This is a genomic window from Enterococcus innesii (assembly GCF_022846515.1).
GTDB lineage: Bacteria > Bacillota > Bacilli > Lactobacillales > Enterococcaceae > Enterococcus_D > Enterococcus_D innesii.
Genome location: NZ_AP025635.1, coordinates 1,972,209 through 1,995,133, shown reverse-complemented (window position 1 = coordinate 1,995,133; position 22,925 = coordinate 1,972,209). Strand labels below are relative to the sequence as shown.

Below are 22,925 nucleotides of genomic sequence, written 5' to 3'. Positions count from 1 at the left end.
TGCATTTCCTAGCCTTTTTTGACCACTCTCACCTTCCGTGGCCTCTCTGAAAAAAATCGGCTAGTACTTCGTCTATTCGCTGTGTTTATAACACGTTATTCAAATGATCAAGGGCTTTTTCTTTCCCTAATAATTCAACGGTATCCGGTAGTTCTGGTCCGTGGGTTTGGCCTGAGACCGCCACGCGGATCGGCATGAATAAATTCTTGCCTTTGATGCCTGTTTCTTTTTGGATCTCTTTTATGGCTGCTTTGACTGCTGCAGCCTCAACGACTGGCATCGCCTGTAATTTTTCTTTAAAGGCTGTCAAAACCGTCGGTACAGTTTCTCCTGCTAAGACTTCTTTGGCTGCATCATCTAATTCAGGGTGTTCCTCGAAGAACAATTCCGAAAGATCGACGATTTGTGCCGCAAAACTCATTTGTGGTTGATACAAGGACACGATTTTTTTCAACCAAGCAGCTTTTTCTTCGGTCAATGTTTCCTCGATGCGGCCAGCTTTTACCAAGTAAGGAACGCACATTGCCGTCAATTCATCCAAATCCATTTGTTTCATGTATTGGTTATTGACCCATTCCAATTTCTTGGCATCGAAGGCAGCTGGTGATTTGCTCAACCGTTCAGGATCAAAGATTTTGATCAATTCTTCTTGAGAGAAGATTTCTTCTTCCCCAACTGGTGACCAGCCTAAAAGTGCAATAAAGTTGAACATAGCATCTGGCAAATAGCCCAATTCACGGTATTGCTCGATGAATTGCAGAATCGATTCGTCCCGTTTGCTTAATTTTTTCCCAGTTTCGCTATTGATGATCAACGTCATGTGACCGAATTCCGGTGCTTGCCAGCCAAATGCTTCATAGATCATCAACTGTTTTGGTGTGTTGGCGATGTGGTCATCTCCACGCAACACATGGGTGATTTTCATATGATGGTCATCCACTGCTACTGCAAAGTTGTAGGTCGGCATGCCATCACGTTTTTGGATGACAAAATCGCCACCGACATTATCTGATTCAAAAACGATCTCGCCTTTGACCATGTCATGGAATTTGTATTCAGTATTGCGAGAGACACGGAAACGAATCACTGGTTTCAAGCCTTGTGCTTCTTTTTCGGCTTGCTCTTCCGGTGTTAAGTTGGCACATTTCCCTGCATAATGAGGCATTTCGCCACGCGTTCTTTGGCCTTCGCGTTCGGCTTCCAACTCTTCTTCCGTACAATAACACTTATACGCACGATTGCTTGCAAGCAATTGATCGATCAGTGGTTGGTAGATATCGCCGCGTTCTGATTGACGATACGGCCCATATTCCCCTGGATTTTCAGGTGATTCGTCCCAATCCATCCCTAACCATTGCAAGTTTTCAAGCTGACTTTTTTCACCATCTTCAATGTTTCTTTTTTGATCGGTGTCTTCGATTCGGATAATAAATTCACCGTCATTATGACGAGCAAACAAATAATTGAATAAAGCCGTCCGAGCATTCCCGATGTGTAAATGTCCTGTTGGACTTGGCGCGTAACGTACACGTACTTTTGTCATTGTTTTCCTCTTCCTTCATCTGATTTCCAAGCCAGCCAAGCTGCTTGGGGCTTATTGTTCAGTTTAGTGGGAAAGACCCGCGTAAAAAACAGAACCCTCAAGTTGAATTGTACAATCAATAACCCAATTAGTAAAGGCAGCTGACATATTTTACGCCAGCTGCCGAGGATTATTTCTCTGATTTTGATCCTTCTTTGTTGTCGATGCCGCGACCAGAATGGGCTGGTTTGGCAAAAATCATCCGCCCAGCTGCCGTTTGCAAAGCGCTGGTGACGATCACTTCGATGTGTTCATTCATGTAATGCTGGCCATCTTCCACCACGACCATCGTCCCGTCATCTAGATAAGCGACCCCTTGCTGGCGCTCCGTGCCAGCTTTCACTACTAAGACGTGCATGCTTTCTCCTGGAATCACCACTGGTTTGACCGCATTGGCCAACGCATTGATATTCAAGACCGGCACATTTTGAAATTCAGAAACTTTGTTTAAATTGTAGTCATTAGTCACAACGACACCATCCAGCAATTTCGCTAACTTGATCAGCTTGCTGTCGACTTCGGAAATGTCTTCAAAATCGCCTTCGTACATCTCAACTGCGATGCCTTCTTCTTTTTGCAAAGCATTCAAAATATCCAAGCCGCGGCGGCCTCGAACCCGTTTCAAACTATCGCCAGAATCTGCGATGTATTGCAATTCGTACAAGACAAAATTCGGAATCAGCAAGACGCCTTCTAAAAAGCCCGTTTTAGCAATGTCATAGATCCGACCATCAATGATCACGCTGGTATCCAAAATTTTGTATTTGTGGAAATGGTCCGCGATTTTTCTTTCCAGCATCTGCTGTTCATCTTGCTCTTGCGGCTCTGCCTTTTTGTTTTTCGGGGCAAAGACTTTTTTCCATTCATCGATCCGTGTCGTCCCGATCTGAAAACCGAGATACCCTAACAGGACCATCACTAAGATTGGGGCGATCCCGTTGATAAAAGGAATGTCCCAATTGTAAAAAGGAATCGACACAATCACACCGATCATCAGACCGATGATCGAACCAATTGCGCCAAACAAGAGATAGGTCAAGCTCAATTCACTTAGTTTTTCTTCAATTTTGCGAATACCGGCTGCAATATATTTCGCTAATAGTAAAGATAATAAAAAGAAAATAAGGGCTCCAAGCAAACTATTAGTGATGTTATTATTCAGCCATTCGTTTTGGGTTTGCCCAATGGCTTGCCATGCGATAGGCATCAGTGAGATCCCTAGACTTGCTCCGGCAAGTACCATTAGTGCGGTAATGACTCGTTTCTGCATACATGTTCCTCCATACTCCAGTAGGTTTCTTTTGTTCAAAAATCCGTGCTGCCAAACAGGCTCTTTCCGCCAGTCAGCGGTTGTCGATCGGTTGTTTGGTTCAAATGAATGAACCAGCAGCGTCAGGGCAAGAGGAAGGGAGATTGCCCCTTGCTCTTGCATTGACTCCACTTTAACGGAAGACTTTCCGTAAGGTTTCGGCTAAGGTAGACACGCCTTCGACTTCGATGCCTTTAGGCGGCTGCCAGCCAGTCAGATTGTTTTTCGGCAAATAAACTTTCGTAAAACCCAGTTTTTGCACCTCTTTGACCCGTTGCTCGATCGCATTGACTCGGCGAATCTCACCTGTCAAGCCAATTTCACCGATAAAACACTCCGTCGGGCTGGTGCCTTTTTCTTTATAGCTAGACGCGATACTAACAGCGATCGCTAGATCGATCGCGGGTTCATTTAATTTGACCCCGCCGGCTGCTTTTAAGTAGGCATCTTGATTTTGCAGCAGCAAGCCTGCCCGTTTTTCTAAAACCGCCATGATCAGCGAGACGCGGTTGAAGTCTAGCCCCGTCGTCGTGCGTTTGGCATTGCCGAACATCGTTGGCGTGACCAAAGCTTGGATCTCCACCAAGATTGGCCGACTGCCTTCCATTGCCACTACGATCGCCGATCCAGTTGCGCCTTCTAAGCGTTCTTCCAAAAAGACTTGTGACGGATTGGCGACTTCTTTCAACCCGCCTTCTTCCATTTCAAAAATCCCGATCTCATTGGTGGATCCAAAGCGGTTTTTGACGGCCCGCAAAATCCGAAAGCTGTGGTGCTTTTCACCTTCGAAATACAAGACGGTATCCACCATGTGCTCCAGCATCCGCGGTCCTGCGATCGAGCCTTCCTTCGTCACGTGGCCAACGATAAAGATGGCGATGCCATTGGTTTTAGCGATTTTCAGCAATTCTGCGGTCGTTTCTCGCACTTGGCTGACACTGCCTGCCACACTGGTGATATCCGGTTGGGTCATGGTTTGGATCGAATCGATGATCACATAATCTGGACGGATGTTTTCGATCGCTTTACTGATCTCTGACATGTCCGTTTCCCCATAGAGATAAAATTCCGTGTCGATGGCGCCTAAGCGCTGCGCCCTCATTTTGATCTGCTCGGCACTTTCTTCTCCTGACACATACAAGACCGTTCCGCCGATCGCTGCTAATTGCTGGGAAACTTGCAAGAGCAGCGTCGATTTTCCGATCCCGGGATCCCCACCGATCAAAATCAAGGAACCTGGGACCACGCCGCCGCCTAAGACGCGATTCAATTCAGCGAGTTTCGTTTGGACCCGCGGTTCTTTTTTCGGTACGACATCGGCAATTTTCGTCGGCTGCATCTTTTGACCGGTCAATGTTGTTCGTACACGACGATCAGCAGTTTCTTGGATCACTTCTTCTACCATTGAATTCCAGCTGCCGCAATTGGGGCATTTTCCTAAATACTTAGGGGAACTATACCCGCAGTTTTGACAGACAAATTGACTTTTTGCTTTTTTTGCCATTGATCTCCTCCACTACTTCTATCAAACAGACCCCCAGGCAGGATTTACTGATTCGAGGAGCCAAAGCCGCCGGTTCGGCTGGCAGTGGTTGTATCTTGATCAGCTTTTAAGAACGGCAAGAAAATTCCTTGACCGATCCGCTCGCCTTTTTTAATGACGACATCTGTGGGGCCGAAATTGGTAAACTGAAACATGATATGCCCTTCATTATCTGGATTGTCATAGTAATCGCTGTCGATGACGCCGACACCATTCGTCAAGACTAAGAAACGTTTCAAAGGATTGCTGGAACGATTTGTCAGCTGCAAATACTCGTCTTCCCCCATATAGGCTTTGATCCCCGTGGGAATCAAGGTTGGCTTCAACTGTTTTGCGGTCTCTTTTGCCAACAGCGCTTTGACCCCGTCGATCACGCCCGCTTTCCAAATGCTTGGCACCACGATTTCTTCCGCTGCTTCAAAGTCGTAACCAGCCGCATGATGGGTGGCACGTTGAGGCAAGGTGATGCTTTTTTCTTTATATGATGTAATAATTTCAAATCCTCGTAATTTCATGGGTTCCTCCAATAATAAAACATATAGCTATTTTAGCATAGGAAGAACTATTTTCTTCATGGAAAACACAATTATCGAAAAGTCTTTACAATTTCTTCGTTTAAAAATAGCTCAAAAAGAAAAAAGAGCATGACGAAACGCCCATTTGCGAGTACAATAGAAAAAATATCAAAAAATAGGCGGTGGCATATGCGCGCAGATCTTTCAAACAAAAACCGAATCGTTGTAAAAATCGGCACCAGCTCGTTGATTTATCCCAATGGTGCCATCAATCTAGCTGGTATCGATGAATTAGCCTTTGTCTTAGCAGCTTTACAAAACCAAGGCAAAGAAATCATCTTAGTTTCCTCTGGTGCGATCGGTGTTGGCATGAACAAGTTGAATTTGAAAGAACGACCCGTGGAGATCCCGCAGCAGCAAGCCGTGGCCGCCGTTGGCCAATCGGAACTGATGACGATCTACAACCAGCGTTTTCAAAGCTATAGCCAGCAGACTGCACAGATCCTGCTGACCAGAGACATCATCGAATTTCCCCAAAGCCGTCAAAATGTTAGCAACACCTTAGAGCAGTTACTTGCGATGGGGATCATCCCGATTATTAATGAAAACGACACAGTGGCAGTGGATGAATTAGACCATCTCACCAAATTTGGCGACAATGACCAGCTGTCAGCGATCGTCGCTCAGTTGACGAAAGCCGAGCTTTTGATCATGCTTTCTGATATCGACGGCTTTTATTCCGCCAATCCGCTAAATGATCCTGAGGCTGTTTTGTATTCCGAGATCAATGAAATCACCCCGGAACTTTTAGAACAAGCTACGGGAAAAGGCAGTCCTTATGGAACCGGCGGTATGACCAGCAAATTAAAAGCCGCTCAACGTATCTTAGACTTGAACAGTCACATGCTGCTGGCTAACGGCAAGCAGCCGAAAATTATTTTTGACTTGCTCGCAGGGGAACCTGTCGGCACCCACTTTTATCAACGAACGGAGGATGAGCAATGAGCAATTTACAAACGATCGGTCAACAAGCACAAGCAAGCGCCCAGGTATTAAGCTTACTGAGTGCCAGTGAAAAAAACCACCTACTGGCAGCGATGGCCGATGCTTTAGAAAAAGCTACCGAGAAGATTTTAGCTGCTAATCAACAAGATCTAACCGCCGCAAAAGCCAAAGGAACCAGCCAAACGATGCTAGATCGTCTGTTGCTGACAGAACAACGGATCACCGAGATGGCTAACGGCATCCGAGAAGTCGCCCAATTGCCCGATCCAATCGGTGCCGTGGATAAAATGTGGCGCAATGCTGACGATCTTTTGATTGGTCAACAGCGGGTGCCTTTAGGGGTCATCGGCATCATCTACGAAGCCCGCCCTAATGTCACTACTGACGCGGCTAGTCTGTGTTTCAAATCAGGAAATGCCGTGATTTTGCGTGGCGGAAAAGAAGCCTTCCACTCCAATCAAGTCCTCGTGACTATTTTACAAGAGGCATTAGCTGCCAACGGACACTCCCGCCATGCGATCCAGTTTATCGAAGACACGAGCCACGAAACAGCGGCTAAGCTGATGCGGCTGACAGATTACTTGGATGTTTTGATCCCCCGGGGGGGCGCCGGCTTGATTCGTCGTGTCAAAGAGACCGCCACAGTACCAGTGATCGAAACCGGCACCGGCAACAACCATATCTACATCGACCAAGCAGCCCAGCTGCCGATGGCTCTGGCGATCGTCACGAATGCAAAGACGCAACGCCCTTCTGTCTGCAATGCCATCGAAACGATCCTCGTCCATGAAGCAGTGGCGGCAGAATTTTTGCCTATGGTAGAACAGCAATTTGCCGATCAAGTCGAATTGCGAGGAGATCAAAAAGCGTTGGCGTTTTTAAACAACGCGCAGCTTGCCACTGAAGAGGACTGGGCAACCGAGTTTTTAGACTATATCTTAGCGATCAAAGTGGTGGCTTCGCTAGAAGAAGCCATTGCCCACATCAATCGCTACAATACGAAGCACTCTGAAGCGATCATCACTGATGATTATTTCGCTTCTCAACGCTTCTTGAAAGAAATTGATGCGGCAGCGGTTTACGTCAATGCCTCGACCCGTTTCACCGATGGCTTTATGTTTGGCTTTGGAGCCGAGATCGGCATCTCAACGCAAAAACTCCATGCCCGTGGGCCAATGGGGTTAGAAGCACTGACTTCCACCAAATACATTGTTTATGGCGAAGGCCAGATCCGTAAGTAACGATACGCAAAAACAGCCACTTGCTGTAATGCCCCCCAATAGTTAGACTAAAAAGCTAACTTCAGGAGGTCGCTACATGCGCAAGCGGCTTTTTTTCGTCCTCTTATGCTTGTGCAGCCCCCAGAACGAAGGAAAGCGGTTCGATGCCGAACAATTCTGTCAGCACTCGATTGGTTGTGGCAAAAACGTCAGCTTCGCAACTCTTTTTCGGACAAGCAATCGTCTGTCCTTTGCTGGAAAACGTATCCTGACGGCTGCCCTCTACGAAAATTACTTCTTGCGTTCCTTTTTGATAGATCAGTCCTTCGTCTTCTTCTAATAATAAGCGAGTCTGCCACTGATTGATCTGGGCAATGGGCATCACCAAGGAAGCAGCATCCAAGTTTTCTAGCGAAAAACAACGACCATCTGGCAGCTGCAGCGTGAAGGTGTTGAGTTCATAAGGCAAACAGGCATTGCACCCTCCTTCCGTGATGACTTGGCTCGTGAGGATTTCTACGTTCATTCTTTTTGACTCCTTTCATGAATGATTCATGTTTAGTTTATCACAAACCTATGGCCCACGGCGGAGCAATTATTCCGCCTTAAGTTGGATGTGTTTCTTTTTCTTTCTTGCTATGCTAAGGATAAGAAAAAAAGTCTAGGAGGAGTCACTATGAATACAGAAAGTTTATTAGGAAGAATCGTTACTGTCGTGGCAGTTTTAATCGCAGCATCTCTTGTTTTATCCGTCGTATTAGGCATTGTTGGTGGGTTGATCGGATTGATCTTCCGTTTCGGGATTCCTTTGCTGCTAGCCGTTTTGATCGTTCGCTGGTTAACCTCGATTCGCCAAAAGCCAAGAAAATATTATCGTTAATCACAAGAAAACCAAAAACACCTGACTTTCCAACAGTCAGGTGTTTTTTTATCGATCAGCCTAATGCGACATCTAAAACCATCATTAAGATAAAGCCTAGCATGACGCCAAAGACCGCAAAATGGCGGCGACTCGTCAAGGTTTGCTGCGCTTCTGGAATCAATTCTTCCACCACTACATAGATCATAGCACCCGCTGCAAAAGCCAACGCATACGGCAAGACAGCGGACATACTCGTTACCAACAAAGCCCCGATCACACCGGCGATCGGTTCTACGATCCCGGACGCTTGCCCATACATAAAGGCTTTGGTTCGGCTTAACCCTTCTTGACGCAAGGGGATCGAAACGGCTGCGCCTTCTGGAAAATTCTGAATCCCGATCCCGATCGCTACCGAAAGCGCCGCTAAGATCGCTGCTCGCGGATCATCGGCACTAGCCGCCGCCCCAAACGCTACCCCTACCGCCAAGCCTTCTGGGATATTATGTAGCGTGATGGAAAAGACCAGCAAGATCGTTCGCTTCAAATGACTGGGCAAACCTTCTGTTTCATGATTTGGACCAAAATGCATATGCGGGAGCGTCTTATCTGCTGCATATAGAAACAAACCGCCCAAACCAAACCCGATGCTGACCACGAGCCACGGAATGTCGCCATTTTCTTCGGCTCGTGCGATCGCAGGATCTAATAACGACCAGAAACTAGCAGCAATCATCACGCCAGAGGCAAACCCCAGCATCGTATTCAGGACATTTTTATTGATTTCTTTGAAGAAAAAGACTAGCGCTGCCCCAAACGCCGTCATACCATACGTAAAGATCGTCCCCGCCAGCGCTTGCTGCCATGGCGACAATCCAACCAACCAATCCACCATTCGTCTGCTCCTTTGTCTAACTATTCTACCAATACTCTAGCATAGGAAGCCGTCAGGTTCTACTAGGAAGGCAACAGCAGCCAAAATTTTTCTTTCACCAGCCCTAAGCCTTTCCTGATGAAATCCTCGGCTTTACTTGAAAGTTTCAACATTCATCGCTATAATGCTAGGAGACTCCATGTCAATTTATATAAAGTGAGGAAAAGAATTGATTACAGTAAGTGATGTAAGTTTGCATTTTTCAGACCGCAAACTGTTTGATGATGTTAATATTAAGTTTACGCCTGGTAATTGTTATGGTTTGATTGGTGCAAATGGTGCTGGTAAATCAACTTTTTTAAAAATTTTATCTGGTGAGATCCAACCTTCGACCGGGAATGTTTCTTTAGGTCCTGATGAACGGATGGCTGTCTTGAAACAGAACCACTATGATTACGAAGAGTTTCCAGTGATCGAAACGGTTATCATGGGCCATAAACGTCTCTACGAAGTGATGAAAGAAAAAGACGCGATCTACATGAAGGAAGACTTTTCTGATGAAGATGGGATTCGTGCCGCCGAACTTGAAGGCGAATTTGCGGAACTTGATGGTTGGGAAGCGGAGCCAGAAGCAGCCGTTCTTTTGCAAGGCTTGAACATTCCCGATGAATTGCATCATGTCTTGATGAAAGATCTAACTGCTGGTCAACGGGTGAAAGTCTTACTCGCACAAGCCCTTTTCGGTAAGCCAGACGTCTTGCTCCTAGATGAGCCTACCAACGGATTGGATATCCAATCTATCAACTGGTTAGAAGAGTTTCTGATCAACTTTGACAACACTGTCATCGTTGTTTCCCATGACCGCCACTTCTTAAATAAAGTTTGTACCCATATGGCCGATCTAGACTTCGGCAAAATCAAATTGTTTGTCGGCAACTATGATTTCTGGTTGGAATCAAGCCAATTAGCAGCGAAATTACAATCCCAATCAAATGCCAAAAAAGAAGAGCAGATCAAAGAACTGCAAGACTTTATCGCACGCTTTAGTGCCAATGCATCAAAATCCAAACAAGCAACGTCTCGGAAAAAAATGTTGGATAAAATCACCCTTGATGATATTCAACCTTCGTCCCGCCGCTATCCGTTTGTCGGATTTAAACCAGAACGTGAAATCGGGAATGACTTGCTGCAAGTCGACAATGTCAGTGTGACGATCGACGGCAAAAAGATTTTAGACAATATCTCTTTCACCTTGAATAAAGACGACAAAGTCGCTTTTGTTGCCAATAGCGATATCACCACCACGACGCTATTCAAAGTCATCATGGGGGAAATCACTCCTGATACAGGTAGTGTTCGTTGGGGCGTCACCACGCAGCATGCCTACTTGCCAAAAGATACGACCAGCGAATTCGATACGGATACCCCGATCGTTGATTGGCTGCGTCAATACGCAAGCAAAGAAGAAGACGACAATACCTTCTTGCGCAGCTTCCTCGGTCGCATGTTATTCTCTGGTGATGAAGTATTAAAACCCGTCAACGTCCTTTCCGGGGGCGAAAAAGTTCGCTGTATGTTGTCGAAAATGATGCTTTCAAAAGCCAACGTATTGGTGTTGGATGATCCAACCAATCACTTGGACTTAGAATCGATCACCGCATTAAACGATGGTTTGATGGCCTTCACCGGCTCATTGTTGTTTGCTTCTCATGACCACCAATTTATTCAAACCCTTGCGAACCGTATCATTGCGGTCTCTAGCAAAGGCGTGGTGGATCGTGCCGAAACGACCTACGATGAATTCTTAGAAAACAAAGATGTCCAAAAACGCGTAGCAGAATTGAATCAATAAGCTGCTTTTAAAAAAAGAACGCTCCAGTTGCCCGCCACCAAGGCTGCAACTGGAGCGTTTCTTTTATTTTGCCTAGGTGCTTCAGGCATTTTGTGCAGATTAGGCTTGTTCTAAACGGGCTTTGCCGAATGAAAACAGCGCCAAGCAGCCATAGCCGGTATGACTGGAGATCGTTGGACCTAATGGATAATGATGAATAATAATGTCAGGAACTTTTTCGGTCAAACGTTTGATGACTTTCTCCGCTGCTTCGGCATCGCCGGCATTGGCAAAATAAACCGTATTGGTTTTTGATTCGTGAAGATTGGCGATGGTTTGATCCACGATTTTTTGGATCGCTTTGTTGCGTCCCCGCACTCGATCAACGCTGCGTAATTTTCCCGCAGTATCGACGGTAATGATTGGTTTCACGTTCAGCAATCCGCCGATCGCTGCCGCCGTTTTAGAGATTCTGCCGCCGCGTTCCAACTGTTTTAAATCATCGACGGTGACCCATGAATCTAAACGCAGTTTGTTTTCTTCTACCCATTGGCTGACTTCCAGCAACGAACGTCCTTGGACTTTTTGTTGGGCTGCTTCAGCCACTAAGAAGCCTTCCCCTAAACTAGCTGAGCGCGTATCGATCAAGGTGATCGCAACTTCTTTGTATTCTTCTTTTAGTAAGGCTACGGCTTGGACGGCACTTTGGAATGAGCCGCTCATTCCTGAAGAAAAACCTAAATAAAGGACCGGTGTGCCCGCTTCGACATATGGCCGAAAATATTCCATATAACGTCCGACATTGATTTGAGAAGTCGTCGGTTGCGCATGCTCTTTTAGTTTTCCTAAAAACCATTCCGTATCAAATTCTTTGCCCATATCATCGATATATTCTTTGCCGTCTAATTCAATCAGCATTGGAATATAGGCGACATCTAGCTCCGCTAATCTTGCTGCTGGTAAATCACAGCAGGAATCTGTCATGATTTGAAACATGGTTTCACCCCTCTCGTTACCCCCTATTATAGCAAAAAAAGAACAAGACAGAAGAAATTCTCATCAAAAGCAGCCAAACATATCGTTGACTGCTTTTGACGTAGGAGTTCTTTGTCTTGTTCTGATGCTTTTGCGTCAGGTTAGATTTGCGCCCAAACACTTTCTAAGATGTTGGTTTGGCTGCGGTCTGGTCCTACCGAGAAGGTCGAAATGCGGACACCGACTAATTCAGAGATGCGGTGAACGTAATTGCGTGCATTTTCTGGCAGATCTGCCAATGTTTTGCAGCCAGTAATGTCTTCAGACCAGCCAGGAAGTTCTTCGTAGACCGGTTTGCAGCGGTTCAACTCTTTCAAGCTTGCTGGGTAATGATAGATCAATTCGCCGTCTAGTTCATAAGCGGTACAAATTTTCACGGTTTCTAAGCCGCTCAAGACATCGATCGAGTTAAGGGATAGGTTCGTGATCCCTGAAACACGTTTTGAATGGCGCATCACGACGGTATCAAACCAGCCCACACGGCGAGGACGTCCTGTCGTTGTTCCGTATTCACGACCGATCTTACGAATTTGTTCACCTGTTTCATCAAACAGTTCCGTTGGGAAAGGACCATCTCCTACCCGAGAGGTGTAAGCTTTGCAGACACCAACGACTTTGTTGATTTTTGAAGGACCCACACCACTACCAATAGTGACTCCCCCAGCAACGGGGTTGGATGATGTCACGAAAGGATAGGTTCCTTGGTCGATATCCAGCATCACGCCTTGTGCCCCTTCAAATAAAACCCGTTTGCCTTCATCTAAGGCATCGTTAAGGATCACCGAAGTATCCGTCACATATTTTTTGATTTGTTGGCCATATTCGTAATACTCTTCAAAAATGGCTTCAAAGGCGATTGGCTCTGCGTCAAACATTTTCACGAATTGACGATTTTTTTCTTCTAAGTTGATACGCAGACGTTCTTCAAAAATTTCTTTGTCTAAAAGATCAGCGATCCGAATGCCGACTCTGGCCGCTTTATCCATATAGGCTGGTCCAATCCCTTTGATCGTAGTACCGATCTTGTTGTCACCTTTGGCATCTTCTTGCAGCTGATCCAAATGGATATGGTAAGGTAAAATAACATGAGCACGATCAGAGATCTTTAAGTTTTCTGTTATTATATTGTTTTCTTTCAAGTATGCTAATTCTTTAACTAATGATTTCGGGTTCACAACGACCCCGTTTCCAATGACACTGATTTTATCTGCATAAAAGATCCCAGAAGGAATCAAATGCAGTTTATAGGTCACACCGTCAAATTTAATCGTATGGCCGGCATTGTCTCCACCTTGATAACGTGCAATGACTTCCGCGTTTTCACTCAAAAAGTCCGTAATCTTTCCTTTACCTTCATCGCCCCATTGTGTACCTACTACTACTACAGATGACATATAATGACCTCTTTCTTTAATTAGTGCATTCCTTAAGTATTGTAACAAGATTCGCAAGCTCTTTCAATCTAAAATCGAATAATCGTTTTAAATTCTCATTTTTCAGGGGTAAAAAACGAACTATTTTCTTCTCAATAATTATTTATACACGTAAAAACGAATAAAGTCGGCACATAAAAAAAGCCCTACTACCATCAGCGCGATGCGGATGGTAGCAAGAGCTAGTGTTTCTCAGATAGCTAGTTGTCTTACCCGAACTCTTCTCGTGGCGAGACCGAGGAGAATTTATTGTATTCTTTGATGAATAGAAGTTCGACCGTCCCCCGGGCACCACTCCGGTTTTTTTCAATAATGACTTCGATCACATTGTTGTTTTGTTGTTCCTCTGGTTCATCGTCATCGTCGCCTTCACTGCGGTAGTAATCATCCCGATACAAGAAAGCAACGATATCGGCATCCTGCTCGATCGACCCTGATTCCCGGATATCACTTAAAACAGGACGTTTGTCTTGTCGCTGTTCCACACCCCGAGAAAGCTGAGACAGTGCAATCACCGGCACTTTCAATTCCTTCGCCAGTTTCTTTAATTGGCGAGAGATCTCAGAGACTTCTTGTTGGCGGTTTTCGCGACCCGTTCCTTCAATCAACTGCAAATAGTCGATCAATATCAAGCCGAGATTGCCTTTTTCTTGCGCCAGTTTCCGACAACGTGCCCGAATCTCAGAGATCTTGATCCCGGGGGTATCATCGATATAGATATTGGCGTTAGAAAGACTGCCCATGGCAACGATCAAATTCCGCCACTCTTCTTCTGAGAGCTGCCCCGTCCGCAAGTGACTGGCCTCAATCGAGCCTTCCGCACAAAGCATCCGGTTGACCAATGATTCAGCCCCCATTTCCAGACTAAAGATCGCCACGGAACGATCGGTTTTCGTTCCGACATTTTGTGCGATATTCAAGGCAAATGCGGTTTTCCCTACCGCGGGGCGGGCAGCCAGAATAATCAGCTCTTCTTTTTGCAGCCCCGCCGTCATTTTGTCTAAAGCCGCATAACCCGTAGGTAATCCGGTGATTTCTTCGTTGTTTTGCGCCAGCTGATCGATCGTTTCGATCGTCCGATTCAAGACTTCCGCTATCGATTGGAAGCCATTGCTGTTGCGCTTTTCGGATACTTCTAAAATACTTTTTTCTGCTTGATCAATGATCGACTGCACATCTTCATCTTGTTCAAAGCCTTTGGTTACGATACGGCTCGCTGTTTGAATCAGATTGCGTAACGTAGCTTTGTCGTCAACGATCTTCGCATAATAAGCAATACTTGCTGCTGATGGTGAAGCTTGACTCAATTCAGTCAGATACGTCAGGCCGCCAACATCTTCAAGACTATTGCTTTTTTCAATTTCTGCTTTCAACGTGATCAAGTCGATCGATTCACTACGGTCGTTCAACTGGATCATTGCTTGAAAAATTATTTGATGGCTGCGGCGATAAAAATCTTCTGGGGCGATTACTTCCATTGCATCGATGATCGCATCGGCATCTAAAAAGACTGCCCCTAGGACCGCTTGTTCCGCTTCAATATCTTGTGGGGGAACTTGATTTTGCCAAACTTCATTCATGCCATTCGCTCCTTCGTCCATTCATTCTACAAGATTCCCATCCAAAGTACAAGATTGCTTGGACGTTTGCCGAAAAAAACCCCAACATGTGACTGTTGGGAGTAATACTTATTCTTGAATGGTATGAACATTGATCGTTGCTGTTACTTGTGGGTGCAATTTTACAGGTACTTGCGTAAACCCTAATGCACGAATCGGCTGATCCAATTCGATTTTGCGTTTGTCGATCTTGATTTTGTATTGCTTGTTCAAGGCATCGGCAATTTGTTTTGATGGGATCGAACCAAACAAGCGGCCATCTTCCCCTGCTTTAGCATTGATCTTCACAACGGTTTCTTCTTTTTCAAGAAGTGCTTTTAACTCTTTCGCTTCTGCTAAGACTTCGGCATCTTGTTTTTCTTTGGCTTTTTGTTTGCCTTTTAATTCTGCCATGCTTTCATTGTTGGCAGGTTTAGCTAAGTTGTTTTTGATCAGGAAGTTTTGTGCGTAGCCATTAGGGACTTCCTTGATATCGCCTTTTTTGCCTTTGCCTTTGACATCTTGTAAGAAAATAACTTTCATCTTGGTCACTCCTTGTTATTGTTCATTTTTCGTTAATTCCGCTCGCAGCTGGTTTTCTACATCACTAATGCTGCTGTTTTTTATTTGCGTGGCTGCGTTGGTAAAATGTCCGCCGCCGCCTAATGCCTCCATCAAGGTTTGTACATTGACTTTACCGGTGCTTCTAGCACTGATACCGATCAAATCTCCAGGCTGTTTCGTAATGACAAACGCCGCATGGATTCCATTGATCGATAGCAGAGTATCGGCCGCTTTCGCAACGGTGACACTATCGTAGACCCGATCTTCATCCGCTGCAGCAATCACGATATCTTCTCGGAAATGCTGGCTGCGAGAAACCAGTTCACTGATCATCAAATAGGAATCGAGATCCGTACTCAACATGTATTGAACCAATGAGGTATCCGCGCCTTGATTTTTCAAATAGCCAGCAATATCAAAGGTCCGACCAGTGGTTCGCACCGTGAAGTTCTTCGTATCCACGTAGATGCCCGCTAATAAAGAAGTCGTAATAAATTTCGGGACTTGCGATCTGCGAGAAGCACGATACTGGATCAATTCTGCTACTAGTTCTGATGCCGAAGATGCGGAAGATTCAATATACGTCAATAAAGGCTTATCGGGAAACTCATCCCCGCGACGATGGTGATCGATCACTGCGATTTTGTCAAATTCATCATAGACCGCTTGCGAGATCGACATCGATGGCTTATGGTAATCTACCATCACTAAGACACTTTCTTCATTTGATAAATTAACTGCTTCTTCCCCAGTGATCACAAATCGTTCCAGCTCGGGGTATTTTTTCAATTCTTCCAATGCCCGCTGAATGTCGGCGGTGATCTCTTTTGGATTTAAAATGATGTAGCATTCTTTGTCGCTCATCATCGCCATGTAAGCCACCCCAAAAGCCGAACCTAAAGCATCCATGTCCGGGTAACGATGACCCATGATAAAGATCCGCTGGTTTTCAGCAAAAATCTTTCTCAACGCCGTACTCATGGCACGAGAACGAACACGCGTTCTCTTCGGCGTACCATCCGTATTACCGCCAAAGAATTGCGGTTTTGCTTCTTCTTTGGCTTCTTTTAAAACGACTTGATCGCCGCCACGAACTAACGCAATGTCGAGATTGTTTTGTGCCACTTCACCAATCTCTTCAAAAGACTCTTCCCCATAGGAGATTCCCATACTGATCGTTAATGCCAGATCATTTTTTTCCGCAACTTGCCGTACTCTAGTCAAAAATTGGAATTTTTCTTCCTTCATCCGCTCAATATCTGAATACTTCGCGACGAAAAGAAACCGCTCGGAATTGATTCGTTTGTAAAAAACATGATTCTCACTTGCCCAATCAGAAATCAATGTCGTGATCAGCGAGTTCAAATAAGAAACTTGTTTGTCGTCTTTTTTCTCAATCAAATCATCGTAATTATCAATTGAAATCAACCCAATTGCTGCCATCTTTTTTACCCCTCAATGTATCATCCCATTTTTTTGAAGCTTTGTTCCTTATTTTACCATAAAACAATCAAATAGGCGATTGATGCAAAAAAGTTCCACGTGAAACTTCTTTGGTGAAACAACTATGAACAAATTTCTGTTATTCGTTATTCTATCTGTTTATAAAATAACATTTTTTCTTCGATGGATAAAAAAATTGACAAGCTTCAAAAGAAACTTGTCAATGAAAATCATTCGATTTATTCTTCGCCTACGAATGGAAGTAATCCCATGATACGCGCACGTTTGATTGCAATGGTAAGTTTGCGTTGGTTTTTCGCACCAGTACCAGTTACACGACGTGGTAAGATTTTACCGCGTTCTGAAATGAAACGTTTTAGTAATTCAATATCTTTATAATCGATATGTTCAATATGGTTTGCAGCAATGTAGTCTACTTTACGACGTTTGCGTCCGCCTCTTCTTTGTTGTGCCATCCTATTTCCCTCCTATCAATTTCTTAGAATGGTAAATCATCGTCTGAAATGTCGATTGATGAGTTTCCGAATGGATCGGAGTTGTCTCGATCAAAATTAGGCATTCCTGATGGTTGAGAGGATTGAGTTTGATTTGAGTTATTGTTACCAAATCCAGAAGAACTGTTTGAGTTATACGTATTGTTACTGCCAGATCCGCTATCAGTTGTGCGTCTTTGCTCGGAAGCATTCCGCGACTCTAATAATTGGAAGTTGTCAGCAACGACTTCTGTTACATAAACACGTTGGCCTTGTTGGTTGTCGTATGAACGGGTTTGAATACGTCCAGTAACTCCTAATAAAGTTCCTTTGCGTGCATAGTTTGCTAATGTTTCCGCTGGTTTTCTCCAAATAACACAGTTGATGAAATCAGCTTCGCGCTCTCCACTTTGGTTGGTAAAATTGCGGTTTACCGCCAAGGTAAAGGTTGCGACACCAGTGCCATTAGAAGTGTAACGTAAATCAGGATCTTTGGTTAGTCTTCCTACTAGTACAACATTATTAATCAAAGTTCATCATCTCCTCATCGCTTTTGTTTCATGTGAAACAATATTATGCTTCTTCTTTGACAATCATGTGACGGATAATGTCATCATTGATTTTCGCAAGACGGTCAAACTCGTTGATTGCACTTGCAGTTGTTGAAGAAGAAACTTTAACGATGTGATAGATACCCTCACGGAATCCATCCATTTCATACGCTAGACGGCGTTTTTGCCAATCTTTTGATTCGATAACTTCAGCGCCGTTATCAGTTAAGATTGAGTCAAAACGAGCGATCAATGCGGCTTTTGCTTCTTCATCAATGTTTGGACGAATGATATATAAGATCTCATATTTCGTGTTTTCCATTGATTTTTCACCTCCCTGTGGACTTTGGCCCCTAGTTTTCTAGGAGCAGAGAGAGTGGTCTAATTAGACTACTCACAAATAATTATTATACACTTTTTTCGTCCCTACTGCAAGCTGTTTTTTTGCGTCCCTGCATCTACCCATCACCGCAAACAATCGCTTACACTGATAAATACGTCAGCTGCTGCCGATTTTTTGAAAAAGAGTAAAAAGACAGCAAGCTGCAGGTTCGCAGGTTGCTGTCTTCCTAGAAAACGTATTGCTTATTCTTGTGTATCCGTGGTGTCTTCCACAACTGGCACGTCTTGTCCCGCTGTTTCTTCAGCAGTCGCTAGTTCTTCGACTTCCGGTTCAACCGTTGCCATCGTCACTACTTTGGCATTGTTTTCCATCTTCATCAAACGAACCCCTAAGGTTGCCCGACCAGTTTGGGAAACAGTCGCTACATTGAAACGAATCAAGACGCCTTTATCGGTGATCACCATGATGTCTTCCTCACCGCTGACCGTCGTCAAGCCGGCTAATGGACCGTTTTTCGCCGTAATGTTGGCTGTTTTGATCCCTTTTCCGCCCCGACCTTTGATTGGGTATTCAGAGCCTTTGGTACGCTTGCCATAGCCGTTCTCAGTGATGACCAAGACTTCACTGTCTTCTGTGATCACTGCAGCGCCTACCACGTAGTCTCCGTCTCTTAGACGAATGCCTCGCACACCAGCAGCTGTCCGGCCCATATCCCGCACAAGGGCTTCTTTGAAGGTCACCGAGTAACCATCGTGGGTTCCGATGATCACGACATCTTCGCCATGGGTTTCGATCACGTTGACCAACTCATCATTTTCCCGAAGACCGATCGCAATCAGACCATTGGCACGGATATTTGAAAAGGCCGTCACTGAGGTCCGTTTAACCACACCTAGACGCGTCGTGAAGAACAAGTAGCGTCCTTCTTGAGGCCCACCAGAAGCCGAAATGATCGCTTCGATCCGTTCGCTAGAATCGATTCCTAGCAGATTGATCACAGGGATCCCTTTGGCTGCCCGACCATATTCAGGAATTTCATAGCCTTTGGCTTTGTAAACTTTCCCTTTATTGGTGAAGAACAGTAATGTGTCATGAGTCGAACAAGAAACCAACGTCTTCACGAAGTCTTCATCGTGGATCCCCATTCCTTGAACGCCACGTCCGCCGCGGCGTTGTGCACGGAATTCAGATTTAGCTACTCGTTTGATGTACCCATTGTTCGTCAAGGTAATGACGATTTCTTCTTCTTCGATCAAATCTTCATCTTCAAGACTTAAGACTTCCCCAACCAATAATTCAGTCCGGCGATCATCGCCAAAGCGTTGGCCTAATTCTTGCAACTCCGTTTGGATGATCTCTAGGACCCGTTGTGGATTTGCTAGAATGTCTGTCAAATCAGCGATAAATTCTAACAAGCCTTGGTACTCGTTTTCGATCTTGTCGCGTTCCAAACCGGTCAAGCGACGCAAACGCATATCTAAAATCGCTTGCGCTTGGCGATCGGACAATTTGAAGCGCTCCATCATGCTATTTTTTGCTTCATCATCAGAATTTGATGCCCGGATCAAAGCAATGATCTCATCGATATGATCCAATGCGATCCGTAACCCTTCCAAGATGTGGGCACGAGCTTCTGCTTTGTTTTTATCAAACTGTGTTCGTCGAGTCACCACTTCTTGTTGGTGCTCGATGTAGTTTTCTAAAATTCGTTTCAAGCTCAAAATCTTCGGCACGCCTTTTTCAATGGCTAACATATTAAAGCCAAAAGAAGATTGCAGTGCAGTCATTTTGTAGAGATTGTTTAAGATCACCGATGCACTGACATCGCGACGAACGTCGATCACGATCCGCATGCCTTCACGAGACGATTCATCCCGCAGATCGGTGATTCCTTCGATCCGTTTGTCACGGTGCAGCTCAGAGATCCGTTCGATCAATTTGGCTTTATTGACCATATATGGCAATTCAGTCACTAAGATCCGTTCTTTACCGTTGGGCATTTCAGTCACTTCGACTTTCCCGCGAACAGTGATCGAACCTTTCCCTGTTTCATAAGCACGGCGAATACCGGATTTCCCCATCACGATCCCACCAGTTGGGAAATCTGGTCCTGGTAGGACTTCCATCAATTCACTCGTTGTGACTTCTGGATTTTCCATCAATAGATCGATGGCTGCAATAACTTCATTCAAGTTATGAGGCGGGATATTGGTCGCCATCCCAACAGCGATTCCCGTCGTCCCGTTGACCAAAAGGTTCGGGAAGCGTGCTGGTAATACCGCTGGTTCTCGTTCTGTATCATCATAATTGCTTTGGAAATCAACAGTATCTTTGTTGATGTCCCGCAGCATCTCCATCGCCAGTTTACTCATGCGGGCTTCGGTATACCGCATCGCAGCGGCACCGTCACCATCGACTGAACCAAAGTTTCCGTGGCCATCGACTAGCATGTAGCGATAGCTAAAGGGCTGTGCCATCCGCACCATTGATTCATAGATCGCACTGTCACCATGGGGATGGTATTTCCCCATGACATCGCCGACGATCCGGGCTGATTTTTTATGGGGTTTGTCTGGTGTCACCCCTAATTCATTCATTCCATATAAAATTCGGCGGTGAACCGGCTTTAAGCCATCCCGCACATCTGGTAAAGCCCTAGCAACAATTACACTCATTGCATAATCGATAAAGGACTCGCGCATTTCACTGGTCAGATTGACGTCATGAATATTTTGTTTTGCTTCTTCACTCAAGCTGTTTCCTCCTCTACGATTGGCTAGATGTCAAGATTTTTCACGTAGTGCGCGTTTTCTTCGATAAAGGCCCGTCTTGGTTCGACGCGATCTCCCATCAGCATTTCAAAAATTTGATCGGCTTCTATGGCATCATCTACGCTGACCCGCAGCATCATCCGGTTGTCAGGATCCATCGTGGTTTCCCATAACTGGTGGTCATCCATTTCCCCTAGACCTTTGTAGCGTTGAACCGTTGGTTTTGGTGTCGCAGGCAGTGATTCAATCGTATTTTTCAAATCTTGTTCGGCATTCTTGCCGGGTTGGATATAGTGGATATTTTTCCCTTGTTTGACACCGTACAATGGCGGTTGTGCGATATAGACATAACCAGCTTCAACGATTGGACGCATATAACGATAGAACAGCGTCAAAAGTAGGGTCCGGATATGGGCACCATCTACATCGGCATCGGTCATGATAACTAGCTTGTGGTAACGGGCTTTTGCTACATCAAAATCAGCACCAAACCCAGTTCCCATGGCTGTAAACAATGAACGGATCTCTTCGTTTGCTAAGATTTTGTCCATGCTGGCTTTTTCGACATTTAAAATCTTCCCGCGGATCGGTAAGATCGCTTGGAATTCGCGACTGCGGCCTTGTTTTGCTGAACCGCCGGCAGAATCTCCTTCGACGATAAACAATTCGCATTTTTCTGGATCATTACTGGAACAGTCGGCTAATTTCCCAGGTAAGTTACTGATTTCTAACGCACCTTTTCGGCGAGTCATTTCCCGGGCACGTTTGGCTGCTTGACGGGCTTTTGATGCCAAAAGTCCTTTTTCCACGACTTGACGACCCACATTCGGGTTTTCCATCAAGAATTTCGTGAAGTGTTCCGAAAAGAGACGATCGGTGACTGTCCGCACTTCGGAGTTTCCTAATTTGGTTTTCGTTTGTCCCTCAAACTGAGGATCTGGATGCTTGATGGAGATAACCGCCGTCAACCCTTCCCGAACATCTTCTCCGGTTAGGTTTTCGTCGTTTTCTTTCATCAATTTTGACTTGCGGGCGTAATCATTGATCACCCGGGTCAAGGCAGTCTTAAACCCGAATTCATGGGTTCCGCCTTCATAGGTATGGATATTGTTGGCAAAACTTAGCAGATTGCTGTGGTAACTATCGGTATATTGCATGGAAACTTCAACCGTGATTCCTTGTTGCTCTCCTTCTAAATAGATCGGATCTGGGAAAATCACTGTTTTACTCGCATTCAAATGCTCCACATAGCTCTTGATCCCGCCGTCGTAATGATATTCTTTCAAGACGGGTTTTTCTTCCCGTTTGTCTTCGATCGAGATTTTTAAACCTCGGTTCAAGAAGGCTAATTCCCGAACCCGCGTCGCTAATTTGTCAAAATTGAATACAGTTGTTTCCGTAAAGATCTCTGGATCTGGAACAAAGTGGACGGTCGTTCCGTGGCGGTCGGTTTCATCGATCACTTTTAAGTCATCAACGACTGCCCCACGATGGTATTCTTGATAATACACTTTACCTTCCTTGTAGACTTTTACATCTAAAGTCGTGGATAGCGCATTAACGACGGAGGAACCTACCCCGTGCAGTCCACCAGATACTTTGTAGCCGCCGCCGCCGAATTTCCCGCCGGCATGCAGGATCGTAAAGACGGTTTCTACCGCTGGACGGCCTGTCTTGGCTTGGATATCAACGGGGATCCCCCGACCGTCATCGACGACCGTAATACTATTATCTGGTTCAATGATCACTTGAATACTTGAGGCAAAGCCTGCTAGTGCTTCATCGATCGAGTTATCGACGATTTCCCATACTAAGTGGTGCAAACCTTCTGAACTGGTAGAACCAATGTACATCCCAGGTCGTTTGCGGACGGCTTCTAGCCCTTCCAGCACTTGGATCTGACTGGCATCATAGGCTTTCGCACGTTCAACTAAGCTTTTTTCTTCTTCTGTCAT

At 45.2% G+C, this 22,925-nt stretch carries 20 protein-coding genes and 1 other annotated feature (1 of these 21 only partly in view); of the genes, 4 read left to right on the top strand and 16 right to left on the bottom strand.

The annotated features are described in order from the left end of the window. Nucleotides 1-89: a binding site (T-box leader), on the bottom strand (it extends 110 nt beyond the left edge of the window). The 4 genes from gltX to ENLAB_RS09310 all read right to left on the bottom strand — a co-directional run bounded on the left by gltX (nt 86) and on the right by ENLAB_RS09310 (nt 4,949). Next, nucleotides 86-1,543: a glutamate--tRNA ligase gene (gene gltX / locus ENLAB_RS09325; RefSeq protein WP_195265652.1), complete on the bottom strand. Its 1,458-nt coding sequence runs from the start codon at nt 1,541-1,543 to the stop codon at nt 86-88. (Overlaps the previous feature by 4 nt.) Nucleotides 1,544-1,712: 169 nt before the next feature. After that, complete coding sequence (locus ENLAB_RS09320) at nt 1,713-2,852, bottom strand: PIN/TRAM domain-containing protein (protein ID WP_005232908.1); 1,140 nt, start codon at nt 2,850-2,852, stop codon at nt 1,713-1,715. 172 nt (nt 2,853-3,024) lie between these two features. Beyond that, nucleotides 3,025-4,395, bottom strand: a complete 1,371-nt coding sequence (gene radA / locus ENLAB_RS09315) for a DNA repair protein RadA (protein WP_005226394.1) — start codon at nt 4,393-4,395, stop codon at nt 3,025-3,027. Between the two features lie 44 nt (nt 4,396-4,439). Then, the gene (locus ENLAB_RS09310) at nt 4,440-4,949 is read right to left on the bottom strand and encodes a dCTP deaminase/dUTPase family protein (protein WP_081117601.1); all 510 of its coding nucleotides are present in this window, start codon (nt 4,947-4,949) and stop codon (nt 4,440-4,442) included. A 189-nt stretch (nt 4,950-5,138) separates the two neighbouring features. Here ENLAB_RS09310 and proB point away from each other — a divergent pair, with 189 nt between their 5' ends. Together proB and ENLAB_RS09300 are read left to right on the top strand one after the other, a co-directional pair. Continuing rightward, complete coding sequence (gene proB / locus ENLAB_RS09305; RefSeq protein ID WP_081117600.1) at nt 5,139-5,954, top strand: glutamate 5-kinase; 816 nt, start codon at nt 5,139-5,141, stop codon at nt 5,952-5,954. Next, nucleotides 5,951-7,195 carry a glutamate-5-semialdehyde dehydrogenase gene (locus ENLAB_RS09300; protein WP_244350798.1) on the top strand — a complete coding sequence of 415 codons (1,245 nt, stop codon included), beginning with the start codon at nt 5,951-5,953 and terminating at the stop codon, nt 7,193-7,195. The genes proB and ENLAB_RS09300 overlap by 4 nt, the downstream gene beginning before the upstream one ends. Nucleotides 7,196-7,298: 103 nt before the next feature. On the opposite strand, the gene ENLAB_RS09295 is transcribed toward ENLAB_RS09300, so the two are convergent. Beyond that, complete coding sequence (locus ENLAB_RS09295) at nt 7,299-7,700, bottom strand: DUF4809 family protein (protein WP_244350796.1); 402 nt, start codon at nt 7,698-7,700, stop codon at nt 7,299-7,301. Nucleotides 7,701-7,850: 150 nt separating this feature from the next. On the opposite strand from ENLAB_RS09295, the gene ENLAB_RS09290 reads away from it, so the two are divergent. Continuing rightward, on the top strand, nt 7,851-8,054 hold the full coding sequence (locus ENLAB_RS09290) for a hypothetical protein (protein WP_008376766.1): 204 nt from the start codon (nt 7,851-7,853) through the stop codon (nt 8,052-8,054). A 55-nt stretch (nt 8,055-8,109) separates the two neighbouring features. Here the strand turns inward: ENLAB_RS09290 and ENLAB_RS09285 are convergent, their stop codons facing one another. Then, entirely contained in the window at nt 8,110-8,928 is an 819-nt protein-coding gene (locus ENLAB_RS09285; RefSeq protein ID WP_081117597.1) for a ZIP family metal transporter, read from the bottom strand. Nucleotides 8,929-9,136: 208 nt separating this feature from the next. Here ENLAB_RS09285 and ENLAB_RS09280 point away from each other — a divergent pair, with 208 nt between their 5' ends. Continuing rightward, entirely contained in the window at nt 9,137-10,759 is a 1,623-nt protein-coding gene (locus tag ENLAB_RS09280) for an ABC-F family ATP-binding cassette domain-containing protein (protein ID WP_081117596.1), read from the top strand. 99 nt (nt 10,760-10,858) lie between these two features. Here ENLAB_RS09280 and ENLAB_RS09275 read toward each other — a convergent pair whose 3' ends face one another. From ENLAB_RS09275 to gyrB, 10 genes are all read right to left on the bottom strand, one after another. After that, nucleotides 10,859-11,734, bottom strand: a complete 876-nt coding sequence (locus tag ENLAB_RS09275) for a DegV family protein (RefSeq protein ID WP_244350795.1) — start codon at nt 11,732-11,734, stop codon at nt 10,859-10,861. 140 nt (nt 11,735-11,874) lie between these two features. Beyond that, on the bottom strand, nt 11,875-13,167 hold the full coding sequence (locus ENLAB_RS09270; protein WP_244350794.1) for an adenylosuccinate synthase: 1,293 nt from the start codon (nt 13,165-13,167) through the stop codon (nt 11,875-11,877). A gap of 248 nt (nt 13,168-13,415) precedes the next feature. Beyond that, entirely contained in the window at nt 13,416-14,786 is a 1,371-nt protein-coding gene (dnaB, locus tag ENLAB_RS09265) for a replicative DNA helicase (protein ID WP_005226374.1), read from the bottom strand. Between the two features lie 108 nt (nt 14,787-14,894). Continuing rightward, nucleotides 14,895-15,347: a 50S ribosomal protein L9 gene (gene rplI, locus ENLAB_RS09260; RefSeq protein ID WP_005226371.1), complete on the bottom strand. Its 453-nt coding sequence runs from the start codon at nt 15,345-15,347 to the stop codon at nt 14,895-14,897. Nucleotides 15,348-15,362: 15 nt separating this feature from the next. Next, nucleotides 15,363-16,811 (bottom strand): GGDEF domain-containing protein, encoded by a 1,449-nt coding sequence (locus ENLAB_RS09255; protein WP_244350793.1) that lies wholly within the window; start codon nt 16,809-16,811, stop codon nt 15,363-15,365. 239 nt (nt 16,812-17,050) lie between these two features. After that, nucleotides 17,051-17,287: a 30S ribosomal protein S18 gene (gene rpsR, locus ENLAB_RS09250; protein ID WP_005226367.1), complete on the bottom strand. Its 237-nt coding sequence runs from the start codon at nt 17,285-17,287 to the stop codon at nt 17,051-17,053. A gap of 23 nt (nt 17,288-17,310) precedes the next feature. Beyond that, entirely contained in the window at nt 17,311-17,835 is a 525-nt protein-coding gene (ssb, locus tag ENLAB_RS09245) for a single-stranded DNA-binding protein (RefSeq protein ID WP_005226365.1), read from the bottom strand. A 43-nt stretch (nt 17,836-17,878) separates the two neighbouring features. After that, nucleotides 17,879-18,178, bottom strand: coding sequence for a 30S ribosomal protein S6 (gene rpsF, locus ENLAB_RS09240; RefSeq protein WP_005226363.1), 300 nt, complete (start codon nt 18,176-18,178; stop codon nt 17,879-17,881). Between the two features lie 263 nt (nt 18,179-18,441). Further along, nucleotides 18,442-20,952 carry a DNA gyrase subunit A gene (gene gyrA, locus ENLAB_RS09235; RefSeq protein WP_244350792.1) on the bottom strand — a complete coding sequence of 837 codons (2,511 nt, stop codon included), beginning with the start codon at nt 20,950-20,952 and terminating at the stop codon, nt 18,442-18,444. Between the two features lie 23 nt (nt 20,953-20,975). After that, complete coding sequence (gene gyrB / locus ENLAB_RS09230) at nt 20,976-22,925, bottom strand: DNA topoisomerase (ATP-hydrolyzing) subunit B (protein WP_140966360.1); 1,950 nt, start codon at nt 22,923-22,925, stop codon at nt 20,976-20,978.

What these genes read in the sequence shown, in the direction of transcription:
- dnaB (WP_005226374.1), bottom strand. Translation starts at nt 14,786, where the DNA reads ATGAATGAAGTTTGGCAAAATCAAGTTCCCCCACAAGATATTGAAGCG.
- gyrB (WP_140966360.1), bottom strand. Translation starts at nt 22,925, where the DNA reads ATGACAGAAGAAGAAAAAAGCTTAGTTGAACGTGCGAAAGCCTATGAT.
- ENLAB_RS09270 (WP_244350794.1), bottom strand. Translation starts at nt 13,167, where the DNA reads ATGTCATCTGTAGTAGTAGTAGGTACACAATGGGGCGATGAAGGTAAA.
- proB (WP_081117600.1), top strand. Translation starts at nt 5,139, where the DNA reads ATGCGCGCAGATCTTTCAAACAAAAACCGAATCGTTGTAAAAATCGGC.
- ENLAB_RS09255 (WP_244350793.1), bottom strand. Translation starts at nt 16,811, where the DNA reads ATGGCAGCAATTGGGTTGATTTCAATTGATAATTACGATGATTTGATT.
- ENLAB_RS09310 (WP_081117601.1), bottom strand. Translation starts at nt 4,949, where the DNA reads ATGAAATTACGAGGATTTGAAATTATTACATCATATAAAGAAAAAAGC.
- ENLAB_RS09295 (WP_244350796.1), bottom strand. Translation starts at nt 7,700, where the DNA reads ATGAACGTAGAAATCCTCACGAGCCAAGTCATCACGGAAGGAGGGTGC.
- ENLAB_RS09275 (WP_244350795.1), bottom strand. Translation starts at nt 11,734, where the DNA reads ATGTTTCAAATCATGACAGATTCCTGCTGTGATTTACCAGCAGCAAGA.
- rpsF (WP_005226363.1), bottom strand. Translation starts at nt 18,178, where the DNA reads ATGGAAAACACGAAATATGAGATCTTATATATCATTCGTCCAAACATT.
- rpsR (WP_005226367.1), bottom strand. Translation starts at nt 17,287, where the DNA reads ATGGCACAACAAAGAAGAGGCGGACGCAAACGTCGTAAAGTAGACTAC.
- ENLAB_RS09300 (WP_244350798.1), top strand. Translation starts at nt 5,951, where the DNA reads ATGAGCAATTTACAAACGATCGGTCAACAAGCACAAGCAAGCGCCCAG.
- radA (WP_005226394.1), bottom strand. Translation starts at nt 4,395, where the DNA reads ATGGCAAAAAAAGCAAAAAGTCAATTTGTCTGTCAAAACTGCGGGTAT.
- ENLAB_RS09285 (WP_081117597.1), bottom strand. Translation starts at nt 8,928, where the DNA reads ATGGTGGATTGGTTGGTTGGATTGTCGCCATGGCAGCAAGCGCTGGCG.
- gltX (WP_195265652.1), bottom strand. Translation starts at nt 1,543, where the DNA reads ATGACAAAAGTACGTGTACGTTACGCGCCAAGTCCAACAGGACATTTA.
- ENLAB_RS09320 (WP_005232908.1), bottom strand. Translation starts at nt 2,852, where the DNA reads ATGCAGAAACGAGTCATTACCGCACTAATGGTACTTGCCGGAGCAAGT.
- rplI (WP_005226371.1), bottom strand. Translation starts at nt 15,347, where the DNA reads ATGAAAGTTATTTTCTTACAAGATGTCAAAGGCAAAGGCAAAAAAGGC.
- ENLAB_RS09290 (WP_008376766.1), top strand. Translation starts at nt 7,851, where the DNA reads ATGAATACAGAAAGTTTATTAGGAAGAATCGTTACTGTCGTGGCAGTT.